Raw genomic sequence first — 11945 nt, 5'->3', positions numbered from 1 at the left:
ACCGCCCCAGTAAGCGCTTTCCCCGAGTGCTCGGCAGCGAGTCCTCGACAGCTCCCCACGTACTCAGCAGCTCAGCTCCCTGGTTCCCTGGAGACCTCCCATGCACGACGAACGCAGCCGGATCGAGGAGCGCGTCCAGCGCGCCCATGACCAGCGGATCAAGCCCGCGATCTACGCGGCCACCGCGCCCTTCACGGTCGAGGCCTGGCAGGCCCCCGGCGAGCCGGTCTCCTTCGAGGAGGCCGCGGCGGCGCCGTACAAGCCGTTCGCGATGGACACCCCGTGGGGTCCGCCCTGGGGCACCACCTGGTTCCGGATGCGTGGACAGGTGCCCGCGGAGTGGGCCGGGAAGCGCGTCGAGGCCGTCATCGACCTCGGCTTCACGGGCGACTGGCCGGGCAACCAGGCCGAGGCGCTGGTCCACCTCGTGGACGGGACACCGCTGAAGGCGGTCAACCCGCTCAACCAGTACGTGGCGATCGCCAATCCGGCGACCGGCGGCGAGGAGATCGACTACCTGGTCGAGGCGGCCTCCAACCCCGACATCCTCGCCAACAACTTCGCCGAGCCGACGCCGCTCGGCGATGTGCTGACGGCGGGCGACCGTCCACTGTATACATTCCGCCGCGCCGACCTCGCCGTCCTCGACGAGGAGGTCTTCCACCTCGACCTCGACGTCCAGGTGCTGCGCGAACTGATGCTGGAACTCGGCGAGCACGACCCCCGTCGGCACGAGATCATGCACGCCCTCGACCGGGCCATGGACCTCCTCGACCTCGACGACGTCTCCGGTACGGCCGCCGACGTACGCGCCGCGCTCAAGCCGGTGCTGTCCAAGCCCGCCAACGCCAGCGCGCACATCGTCTCCGGCGTCGGACATGCCCACATCGACTCGGCATGGCTGTGGCCGATCCGCGAGACCAAGCGCAAGACGTCCCGCACCTTCTCGAACGTGACCTCGCTCGCCGACGAGTACGAGGACTTCATCTTCGCCTGCTCGCAGGCCCAGCAGTACGAGTGGGTGCGCGACAACTATCCGCAGGTGTGGGCCCGTATCCAGGAGTCCGTCAAACGCGGCCAGTGGGCGCCGGTCGGCGGCATGTGGGTCGAGTCCGACGGCAACCTGCCCGGCGGCGAGGCCATCGCCCGCCAACTCATCCACGGCAAGCGGTTCTTCATCGAGCACTTCGGCGTCGAGACCAAGGGCGTCTGGCTGCCGGACTCCTTCGGCTACAACGCGGCCTACCCGCAACTGGCCAAGCTCGCCGGCAACGAGTGGTTCCTCACCCAGAAGATCTCCTGGAACCAGACCAACAAGTTCCCCCACCACACCTTCTGGTGGGAGGGCATCGACGGCACCCGCATCTTCACCCACTTCCCGCCGGTCGACACCTACAACGCCCGCTTCAGCGGCGAGGAGATGTCCCGCGCGGTCCGCAACTACCAGGAGAAGGGCAGCGCCACCCGCTCGCTGGCCCCGTTCGGCTGGGGCGACGGCGGTGGCGGCCCCACCCGCGAGATCATGGAACGGGCGCGCAGGCTGGCCGACTTGGAGGGCTCGCCGAAGGTCGTCGTCGAGCACCCGGACGAGTTCTTCGCCAAGGCCCGCGCCGAGTACCCCGACGCCCCGGTCTGGGTCGGCGAGCTCTACCTCGAACTCCACCGCGCCACCTACACCTCCCAGGCCCGCACCAAGCAGGGTAACCGGCGCAGCGAACACAGGCTGCGCGAGGCCGAGTTGTGGGCGACCACGGCCGCGCTGCACGCCCCGGGCTACGCCTACCCGTACGAGAAGCTCGACCGGCTGTGGAAGACGGTGCTGCTGCACCAGTTCCACGACATCCTGCCGGGCTCTTCGATCGCCTGGGTGCACCGCGAGGCCGAGGCCGAATACGCGCGCGTGGCAACGGAGTTGGAGGAGCTGACGACGGCGGCCGTGGCCGCGCTGGGCGGCGGCGGCACCACCGTCTTCAACACCAGCCCCTACGACCGCGCCGAGGTCATCCGCACCGCGACCGGTGTGCCGATGTACGCGACGGTCCCGGCGAACGGCAGCGCCCCGCTGTCCGCCGAGTACGTCCCGCAGGCGGTCACGGTCACCGACCGCGTCCTCGACAACGGCATCGTCCGCGTCGAACTCGCCGACGACGGCACCCTCGCCTCCGTGCGCGACCTGCGCCACGGCGGTCGTGAAGTCCTCGCCGACCAGGGCAACCTGCTGCGCCTGCACACCGACCTCCCGAACTACTGGGACGCCTGGGACGTCGACAAGCACTACAAGAACCGCTTCACCGACCTCCTGGACGCCGACTCCATCACGGTCGTCGAGCAGGACCCGCTGCTCGGCGCGATCCGCGTGGAACGGTCCTTCGGCAAGGGCTCGAAGATCGTGCAGACGATCACCGTCCGCGCGGGCAGCGCACGCATCGACTTCGAGACCGACATCGACTGGCACGAGGCCGAGAAGTTCCTCAAGGCCGGCTTCCCGGTCGACATCCGGGCGGCGCACTCCTCCGCCGAGATCCAGTTCGGCCACATCCAGCGGCCCACCCACACCAACACCAGCTGGGAGGCGGCCCGTTTCGAGGTCTCCGGCCACCGCTGGGTGCACCTCGCCGAGCCCGGCTACGGCGTCGCCGTCATCAACGACTCGACGTACGGCCACGACGTCTCCCGCACCGTCCGCGAGGACGGCGGTACGACGACCACGGTCCGCCTGAGCCTGGTGCGCGCCCCGCGCATCCCGGACCCGGGCGCCGACCAGGGCAGGCACCGCTTCGTCTACTCGCTGCTGCCCGGCGCCAGCATCGAGGACGCGGTCGCCGAGGGCTACGCCGTCAACCTCCCGCTGCGGGTGGCCGATTCGGGCGGCGCCCCGCAGCCGGTCGTCTCCGTCGACGGCGACGGCATCACCGTCGAGGCGGTCAAGCTCGCCGACGACAAGTCCGGCGACGTCGTGGTCCGGCTCTACGAGTCGAACGGCGGTCGCGCCGAGGGCGCACTGCGCACGGGCTTCCCGATCGCCGACGCCCGGATCACCGACCTGCTGGAGCGCCCGCTGGAGGAGGAGGTCTCCTTCGACGGCGGCTCGGTCGCCGTCGCCCTGCGGCCCTTCCAGATTCTGACGCTCCGTCTGAAGCGGGCGGACGCGGGCCAGTAGAACCCCGGAGGGCGGGCCCGGTCGTCGCACGCCGGGCCCGCCCTCCGGCATCCCCAACTGACCTTGTACGTAACGGGAGCTCAGCCGTGCCCATGCAACCGTGGTTCACCGACGCCAAGTTGGGGATCTTCGTCCACTGGGGGATCTACGCCGTCGACGGCGTCCAGGAGTCCTGGTCGTTCTACGACGACATCGTGCCGCACGACCGGTACATGTCCCAGCTCGGCCGGTTCACCGGCGCGAAGTACGACCCGCGCGCCTGGGCCGACCTGTTCGCCCGCGCCGGCGCCGGGTACGCCGTTCTCACCAGCCGTCACCACGACGGAGTGGCCCTGTGGGACACCGAGTTCGGCGATCTCAACCTCGGCAAGGACTACCTGACCGGCTACGCCGACGCACTCCGCGAGCAGGGTCTCAAGGTCGGCCTCTACTACTCGCACTCCGACTGGAACCACCCCGACTACGCGACCACCCGCAAACCGGGCCGCCCGCCGGAGCAGGAGGACAACCGGTACTCCGAGTGCTCGGCCGAGGACGAGGATCTGGTGGCCTGGGAGCGGTTCATCGCCTACCGGGACGGCCAGATACGGGAGTTGGCCTCCCGGTACCGGCCCGATCTGATGTGGTTCGACGGCGAGTGGGACCGCAGCGAGGAGCAGTGGCGCATCAGGGAACTCGCCGCGCTGATCCGCTCGTACTCACCGCACGTCGTCTTCAACGCCCGCATGCTCAGCGAGGGCGACTACGCGACACCCGAGCAGGGCGCCCCCATCGAACCACCGGACGGGCCCTGGGAGTTGTGCCTCACCATCAACGACTCGTGGGGCTACCGACAGCACGACGACAACCACAAGTCGCTGAGCCAGCTGGTCCGTTACTTCACGGAGACGATCGGCGGGGGCGGCAACCTCCTCCTCGACGTCGGCCCGATGGAGGACGGCACGATCCCGCAGCCGCAGGTCGAGCGCCTCGAAGGCCTGGGGGAGTGGATCCGCAAGCACTCCGACGCCGTGTACGGCACGGTCCGCGGCCTCCCGGCCGGTCACCACTACGGGCCGAGCACCCTCTCCGCCGACGGCCGCACCCTCTATCTCACCCTGTTCGACGTCCCACGCGCCGAGATCGGTGTCCGGGGACTGGTCACCCCGGTCCGCAGGGTCACCGTGCTCGGCACCGGCACCGAACTCGCCCACCGCGTGATCGGAGGGCTGCACGAGGCGGTCGGCGTGCTGTGGATCGACCCGCCCGCCGCGGCCGACCTCGACCCGCACGCCACCGTGCTCGCCGTGGAACTCGACGGGGAACTGGAGCTGTACCGGGGCTCGGGCCGCTTCTGAGAACGTTGGCGTCCCGAAGCGCGGACCAGCGCCCATCAAGACTTGGACCAGTTCCCATCAAGAATTAAGGAAACGGTAAGTGGGCAGGTCGGCGGCGCTTTCCGGCCGGTTTTGGCCCGTGCCGTTCGACTCCGTGACACCTGGAGTTCGCCTGCCCCCTCTGGGATCCCGGGGGAACGGCGAGCGAAAGGTGTCAGCATGCGAGACCCGCGGATGTCCGCGATCGGCAAGGGGCTGCGGCGGCGGGGGAGGCTGATGGCCCAGGCGGTCAGCCCGCCGCGCCGCCCCCTCGACGCGATGCCCGCGCCCCGGCCGGCCGCCGACGGCTACACCGCGCCGCGCGCCCCGCGCCTGGTGGACTCGCCGGTGTTCGTGCTGTCCTCCGTGCGCTCCGGTTCCACGCTGCTGCGGGTGCTGATGAACAGTCACAGCCGGATCCGCGCCCCGCACGAGATGCATCTGCGCACCCTGCACGTCCATCTATCCCGCGAGTTCACCGACGACGCCATGCGGGCGCTCGCACTCGACAAGGAGGAGCTGGAACACGTCCTGTGGGACCGGGTGCTCCACCTCGAACTGCAGCGCAGCGGCAAGGACGTCATCGTCGACAAGACCCCGCCCAACACCCTCATCTGGCCCCGCCTGCACCGATGTTGGCCGCACGCCCGCTACATCCTGCTGCTGCGCCACCCCGGCGCCGTCGTCGCCTCGCTCACCGCCCGCCGGGACGACCCCGACCACGAGGCGATCCGTGCCGAAGTCCTCGGCTACGCCGAGAAGTTGGAGGAGGCCCGGCAGCATCTCGACGCCCATGTGATGACGTACGAGGACCTCACCGCCGAACCGGAGAAGGCGACCCGCGGCCTGTGCGAGTACCTCGGTGTCCCCTGGGAGAGCGGCATGCTCGACTACGGCAGCAAGGACCACGGCGTCTACCGGCCGCAGCTGGGGGACTGGAGCAGCACCCTCAAGTCGGGCCGGGTCCAGCCCGCCCGAACCGCCGATCCGGCCACCGAACTCCCGCCCAGACTTACGGAGTTGGCGCGGGCGTGGGGATACCCCGACGGGGCACCCCCACGCTGACGCTCAGCCGGTGAAACCGGCCGTGATGGACGTGAACTGCCAGGTGTTCTGGCTGATGCCGGAGCAGTTGCTCACCACTCCGCCACCGGCGCACCCGCGGTCACGGTTGACCGACCAGAACGCGAGCCGTGCGATGTGGTGCGAGTTCGACCAGTCACGGATCTGTGTCCAGATGGCGGGCGTCGTGGTCTCCGACTGGTCCGACAGACCGTTCATGCCCGAGATGCCGATGTGCGAGTAGGCCGTGGCGTCGTCCCACCCGAAGGTGGACTTCAGCTTGGTCTTCAGGCCCTCGGCCGCCGCGACGGTGTTGCCGTACATGTCTGCGCCGCCGCCGAAGTCGAACGGCATGATGGTGAAGACGTCGATGTTGGCGTTGAGCGACTGCGCCTGCTCGATCAGCCGGTTGCCGTAGTACGTCGGGCCGGTGGTCGAGGTGCCGAAGGTGACGATCGTCCTCAGACCGGGGTTGTTGGCCTTGACGGTCTTCAGCGCGGTCAGGATCTTCGCCTGGACGGCCTCGTTCTCGAACTCGTCCGTGTTCTCGATGTCCATGTCGATCGCCTTGAGGCCGTAGGCGTCGATCACCTTCTGCAGCGCCCCGGCGAGCGCGCTCGCGGAGGAGCAGTTGGCGCCGAGCTTGCTGCCCTGCCAGCCGCCGAACGACGGCACGATGTCGCCGCCCGCCGCGCGGATCTGGTTGACGGCGGTCTGGTCGACGCCACCGGTCAGGGCCCGGCTGCCGTCCCAGGCGGGGGTGCAGCCGCCGGAGTCCAGAACGAACGCCATCGTGAACCACTTGATGCCGGTCGCGCTCATCACCGTGCTCGGGCTCGGCGGATCGCCCCAGCCCTCGTACAGGTAGGGCGCGGCCTGCGTGAACCCGGTGCCGCCGCCGGTGCCGGCACTCGTGGTGACGCTCGCCGCGCTGGAGGCCGCCGAGGTGTTCCCGGCCGCGTCCCGCGCCTTCACGGTGAACGTGTAGGCGGTGCTGGAGGAGAGCCCGCTGACCGTGGCGCTCGTACCGGAGACGCTGAGGACCTGGTTCGCACCGCTGTAGATGTCGTACGCCGTGACGCCCACGTTGTCCGTCGAGGCGCCCCACGACAGGGACACGCTGGAGGACGTCTTGCCCGTGGAGGTCAGTCCGGTCGGCGCGGTCGGCGCCTGGGTGTCGCCACCGCCACCGCCGCCCGGGCCGTCGAGGCTGATGTCGTCCGCGTAGTAGGTGCCCTGCGCGTACCAGCCGTGGACGTAGATGGTGGCGCTGGTCTGCGAGGCGCCGGTCGTGAACGACGTCGTCAACTGGGCGTACGCCGACGGGGACGAAGTCCACGTCGAGGAACCGCCGTCGACACCGAGATAGACATAACTGCCGCGCACCCAGCCGCTGAGCGAGTACGCCGTGTTCGGTTGCACGGCGACCGTCTGGGAGCACTGTGCGGTGTCGCTCGAACTCACCGCGCCCGCAAGGGCCTTGGAGCCGCCGTGCACCGGTGAGGAGACCACCGAGCCGAGGTTTCCGGTGCAGGACCAGGGGGACAGGGAACCCGACTCGAAGCCGGGGTTGGTCAGGACGTTGGCCGCCTGCGCGGTACCGGGCAGCGCGATGGCGCCGGCCATGGCCAGGGCTGCGGTACCGAGCAGAGCGAGGAGGCGACGTCTGGAACGTCTGAGTGTGTCGCGCACGCGATCTCCCTGAAGGAATGGGGGTGTTCGGGAGTGCAGGAAGGTGCGCAACCAATGTGGTCTGGACCAATCATGGTGTCAAGACGCTGCTCCATGATTGGTCCAGACCGGTATGAAGTTGTGGTGCGGAGTGAGGAAGGGGAGACCGCGGAGGGCTACGCGCGGGCCGCCGCCCGGCTGTCGAGCTCCGGTGCGCGGGTGGTCTCCGGCTCCGCCCCGGTCTGCGCCGGCACCGTCGGGAGCAGGGGCTCCGACTCCTCCGCGCGCTGGTGCGGGAGCGTCACGGGACGCAGCTGACGGGGGCCCGAGACCACCGCGTAGTCCGCGCCCAGGAACGGCGGCTCCATCGTGCCCGGGTCCTCGCCGAGCGCCAACTGCACTGCCGCCCAAGGGGCGTTGACCCCGCACAGCGACAGCTGGTGCAGGCCGCCCGCGGGCCGGGTGTTGACGTCCATCAACACCGGCTTGTCGCCGAACATCCGGAACTGGATGTTGGAGAGGTAGTGCAGTCCGAAGCCCTCCGCGATCCGGCGGGCCGGCTCCAGCCACTGCTCGTGCAGGGTGAAACCGCGCCGGCGGCCGTTCTTCGTGCGGCCCACCGCGAGCCGGAGCAGGTTGTCGGGACCGGTCAGGCAGTCCACCGACACCTCCGGCTCCTCCAGGCGCGGCATGACCAGCCAGTCGACCTGCTCGTCGGCCTGCTCCAGCGCCTCGACGACCGTGTCGAGCGGGACGTAGGGGGTCGGGAATCCGTTGAGGTGCATGAGCGAGAAGGGGGCGCGCGTGATCACGCGGAAGCCCACCCCGCCCGCACCGGACGCCGGCTTGAAGCACGCCTTGTGCCCGGCCGCCTCCAACTCCTCGACAGCCGCGACGAGTTCGGGTGCCGTGCGGACCCGCCACCACGGCGGCACGGGCACGCCGATCGCCTGGACCGCCTCGTAGGCGATCACCTTGTCGTGGAAGACGGCGACGGCCTCGGGGGTCGGCGCCAGCAGTGCCGTGCCCACCGCCTCGAAGTCCGCGCGGTGCGCCACGATCCCCGACTGGTGCAGCCGGGGCACGAACACGTCGATGCCGCGGCGGGCGCACTGGTCGAGCGCGTACTCGACGTATCCGGCCGGGGACAGGCCCTCGGGCTCCAGGTCGGCGGTGTCGGCGGCGGCCAGTACGGGGGAGTCCGCGTCGCCGTGCGTGGCATGGATCTCGACGGCCCGATCGCTGGGATTTCTCCGCAGCTGATCCATGAAGAACACGTTCTCCGCGTACGTGCGGTTGAGCCAGACGCGTACGCGAGAGACCATGCAGGGCCGTCCTTTCGGGTTCGCGGGCACGGCGGAGCGAGGCCGTGCCCGGCCAGGGTGGTTGGAGGGACACCAAACCGCCCTCGGCGAAGAGGCGTTCGTGGCGGTGGTGTTGGGGCGATCATACGGCTTTCAAGGGGTGCCGCGTGCAACGCCCGTGTTACGGATTTCCCGATCCTGCCCACCCGGCACATGAACTCCCGCCGTCGGGCCGTCCCGCCCGCCTCGTCCGGCCCCCGGCCGTCCCGCCCGCCGTCTTGTCGTGCAACGGCGGGATGTGATCTCGTGGCCTCATTCGTGCGCGTGGAGGCGGAGGGGGCGAGGGGTGGAGCCGACGGCCGGTGCCGGACAGCTGCTGGCCATCAGTGACCTGCACATCGGGTACGCCGAGAACCGCGCCCTGGTCGAGGACATGCGCCCCCGGACGGACGAGGACTGGCTGATCGTGGCCGGTGACATCGCCGAGACCGTGGCCGACATCCGCTGGGTCCTCGAACTCCTCGCCGGCCGCTTCCGCAAGGTCCTGTGGTCCCCCGGGAACCACGAACTGTGGACCCACCCCAAGGACCCCGTCACCCTGCGCGGCGTCGCCCGCTACGAACATCTCGTCGCCCTGTGCCGGGAACTCGGCGTCCTCACCCCCGAGGACCCCTACCCCGTGTGGGACGGCCCCGGCGGCCCGGTCGTCGTGGCCCCGCTCTTCCTCCTCTACGACTACTCGTTCCTGCCGGCCGGCTGCGCCACCAAGGACGAGGGACTGACGTACGCGCACGGCACCGGCATCGTCTGCAACGACGAGTTCCTGCTGCACCCCGACCCCTACCCCAGCCGCGAGGCCTGGTGCCGGGCCCGGGTCGCCGAGACCGAACGCAGGCTCACCGAGATCCCCGACACCCTGCCCACGGTCCTGATCAACCACTACCCCCTGGACCGGCACCCCACCGAAGTCCTGTGGTACCCCGAGTTCGCCATGTGGTGCGGCACCACCCTGACCGCCGACTGGCACCGCAGATTCCGCGTGGACACCATGGTCTACGGCCATCTCCACATCCCGCGGACCACCCACCACGAGGGAGTCCGCTTCGAAGAGGTGTCCGTGGGATACCCCCGCGAGTGGCAGAAGCGCCCGGAACCCCCGGGACGACTGCGCCGCATCCTGCCGATGGAGGTCCGAGCCGGTGATCGAGGAGCTGCTCCCGGAGTCCGTGGTGACCGTGGAGACACACGGTGACGAGGGCTTCCAGGACGCCCCGCTGTACCCCGGGGAAGAGGCCCGCGTGGCCCGTGCGGTGCCCAAGCGGCGGCGCGAGTTCACCGCCGTACGGGCCTGCGCCCGGCGCGCCATGGAGAAGCTGGGCGTGCCCCCGCAGGCGATCCTGCCCGGTGCCCACGGCGCGCCGGCCTGGCCCGCCGGACTCATCGGCAGCATGACCCACTGCGACGGCTACTGCGCCGCCGCGCTGGCCCGCGCCACCGACCTCGCCTCGCTCGGCATCGACGCCGAACCCCATGCACCGCTTCCCGACGGCGTCCTCCTCTCCGTCGCCCTGCCCGCCGAACAGGAACGGCTGACGCGGCTCGCGGCCCGACTGCCCGCCGTCCACTGGGACCGGCTCCTGTTCAGCGCCAAGGAGTCCGTCTACAAGGCCTGGTTCCCCCTCACCGGAAAGTGGCTGGACTTCTCGGAGGCCGACATCGAACTCCTCGCCGACCCCGGCGACGAACCGCGCGGCGGCCTGCGCGCCCGTCTCCTCGTCCCCGGCCCGGTGGTCGGCGGCGAGCGCCTCGACACCTTCGAGGGCCGCTGGACCGTACGACGGGGACTGGTCGCCACGGCGATCACGGTCCCGCACCCGTGACCCCTCTTCATCCCTCCGGCTTCATCCCTCCGGGCACCACATCTCCAGCAGCCCGAAGAACGCCTCCTCGTTGCCCGCGAGTCCGGCGTCCGTCAGAGCCCGGTCCGCCTCGGCCAGCACCGAGGGCGGGACCAGGACCGGGCGTGGGTCGCCCGGGGGGCCGTCGAAGGCGGCTCTGACCGTGTGCAGCAGCCGTAGATAGGCCTGGACGGCGGCGCGCTCGCGGTCGGTCATCACTGCGGTCTGCATAGGACGGCTCTCCCTTGATCGGCGTCGTGCGCCCCCGCACGGCGGTGGCACGACTCCAGCTTGCCGCCTGCCACTGACAATCCCGTTTCCCCCGGCCCCGGTTCGCCCGCTTAGCGGAGGCGAAACGTCCCCGAAATCCCCCGTGGGACAGCGGCCCTACGCTGAGAGGAAGGGTTTTCGGCCGTCCGCGGGCGGCCAGGTGAACGGGAGGCGAGTGCGTGGAGGACGTCCCGGCACGGCGCCCGGCGCGCGCCGCACGGCTGCGCCCGGTGGGCGACGCGGAACTCACGCTCCAGTACCGCGTCGTGCACGGATACCGCCGTGCCTTCCGCATGGCCGGCGAGGGCCCGGCGCTCGTCCTCATCCACGGCATCGGCGACTCCTCGGCCACCTGGGCCGAGCTGATCCCGCACCTCGCCCGCACCCACACGGTGATCGCCCCCGACCTCCTCGGCCACGGTGCCTCCGACAAACCACGGGCCGACTACTCGGTCGCCGCCTACGCGAACGGCGTGCGCGATCTGCTCACCACCCTCGGCATCGAGTCCGCGACGCTGCTCGGGCACTCGCTGGGCGGGGGAGTGGCGATGCAGTTCGCCTACCAGTTCCCCGAACGCACCGAACGGCTCGTCCTCGTCAGCGCCGGCGGTGTGGGCCGCGAGGTCAACCCCGTGCTGCGGCTCGTCACCCTTCCGGGTTCCCATCTCGCCCTGTCCGCGCTCCGGTTGCCCGGCATGCGCCTCCAGGTCGGGCTCGCCGTGGGCCTGATGAGGCTCCTCGACACCGACCTCGGCCAGGACGCCCCCGAACTCCTCACCCTCGTCGACGCGTTGCCCGACGAGACCGCCCGCAACGCCTTCATCCGCACCCTGCGCGCGGTCGTCGACTGGCGCGGCCAGGTGGTGACCATGCTCGACCGCTGCTATCTGACCGAGGGCATGCCGACGATGCTGCTGTGGGGCGACCGCGACAGCGTGGTGCCGGTACGGCACGCCCACGGCGCCCACGAGGCCATGCCGGGCAGTCGGCTGGAGATCTTCGAGGGGGCGGGGCACTTCCCGTTCCACACCGACCCGGCCCGATTCCTCGCCCTGGTCACCGAGTTCACCGGCACCACCACCCCGGCCCACTGGAGCCGTGAGCACTGGCGCGACCTCCTGTGCGAGGGCAGGCCCGGTGTCACGGCCCAGGGCGACGCGACGGAACGGGACTTGAAGGAGGCGAGCGAACGCAGCGCCACCTGACACCCCGTCAATTCCCGGCC

9 protein-coding genes are annotated in these 11945 nt (G+C 70.4%); 6 read left to right on the top strand and 3 right to left on the bottom strand.

The window, feature by feature from the left end; all coding sequences use genetic code 11:
- The first annotated feature begins 100 nt into the window (after positions 1 to 100).
- The 3 genes from AB0I51_RS39815 to AB0I51_RS39805 all read left to right on the top strand — a co-directional run bounded on the left by AB0I51_RS39815 (position 101) and on the right by AB0I51_RS39805 (position 5580).
- A complete protein-coding gene (locus AB0I51_RS39815; RefSeq protein WP_362983276.1) occupies positions 101 to 3160 on the top strand; it encodes a glycoside hydrolase family 38 C-terminal domain-containing protein in 3060 nt (1019 codons plus the stop codon).
- Between the two features lie 86 nt (positions 3161 to 3246).
- A complete protein-coding gene (locus tag AB0I51_RS39810) occupies positions 3247 to 4497 on the top strand; it encodes an alpha-L-fucosidase (protein ID WP_362983275.1) in 1251 nt (416 codons plus the stop codon).
- Between the two features lie 198 nt (positions 4498 to 4695).
- Positions 4696 to 5580 (top strand): sulfotransferase, encoded by an 885-nt coding sequence (locus tag AB0I51_RS39805; protein WP_362983274.1) that lies wholly within the window; start codon positions 4696 to 4698, stop codon positions 5578 to 5580.
- 3 nt (positions 5581 to 5583) lie between these two features.
- Here the strand turns inward: AB0I51_RS39805 and AB0I51_RS39800 are convergent, their stop codons facing one another.
- Together AB0I51_RS39800 and AB0I51_RS39795 are read right to left on the bottom strand one after the other, a co-directional pair.
- Complete coding sequence (locus tag AB0I51_RS39800) at positions 5584 to 7269, bottom strand: carbohydrate binding domain-containing protein (RefSeq protein ID WP_362983273.1); 1686 nt, start codon at positions 7267 to 7269, stop codon at positions 5584 to 5586.
- Positions 7270 to 7424: 155 nt separating this feature from the next.
- Positions 7425 to 8573, bottom strand: a complete 1149-nt coding sequence (locus AB0I51_RS39795) for an ATP-grasp domain-containing protein (protein WP_362983272.1) — start codon at positions 8571 to 8573, stop codon at positions 7425 to 7427.
- Positions 8574 to 8898: 325 nt separating this feature from the next.
- On the opposite strand from AB0I51_RS39795, the gene AB0I51_RS39790 reads away from it, so the two are divergent.
- On the top strand, positions 8899 to 9804 hold the full coding sequence (locus AB0I51_RS39790; protein WP_362983271.1) for a metallophosphoesterase: 906 nt from the start codon (positions 8899 to 8901) through the stop codon (positions 9802 to 9804).
- The gene (locus tag AB0I51_RS39785; RefSeq protein ID WP_362983270.1) at positions 9752 to 10432 is read left to right on the top strand and encodes a 4'-phosphopantetheinyl transferase superfamily protein; all 681 of its coding nucleotides are present in this window, start codon (positions 9752 to 9754) and stop codon (positions 10430 to 10432) included. The genes AB0I51_RS39790 and AB0I51_RS39785 overlap by 53 nt, the downstream gene beginning before the upstream one ends.
- A 21-nt stretch (positions 10433 to 10453) precedes the next feature.
- On the opposite strand, the gene AB0I51_RS39780 is transcribed toward AB0I51_RS39785, so the two are convergent.
- Positions 10454 to 10681: a hypothetical protein gene (locus AB0I51_RS39780; RefSeq protein WP_362983269.1), complete on the bottom strand. Its 228-nt coding sequence runs from the start codon at positions 10679 to 10681 to the stop codon at positions 10454 to 10456.
- A 218-nt stretch (positions 10682 to 10899) separates the two neighbouring features.
- Here AB0I51_RS39780 and AB0I51_RS39775 point away from each other — a divergent pair, with 218 nt between their 5' ends.
- Positions 10900 to 11925, top strand: coding sequence for an alpha/beta hydrolase (locus AB0I51_RS39775; RefSeq protein WP_362983268.1), 1026 nt, complete (start codon positions 10900 to 10902; stop codon positions 11923 to 11925).
- Positions 11926 to 11945: the final 20 nt, after the last annotated feature.

The organism is Streptomyces sp. NPDC050549 (genome assembly GCF_040655035.1).
Taxonomy (GTDB): Bacteria; Actinomycetota; Actinomycetes; order Streptomycetales; family Streptomycetaceae; genus Streptomyces.
This window is presented reverse-complemented; position numbering and strand designations above follow the sequence as displayed.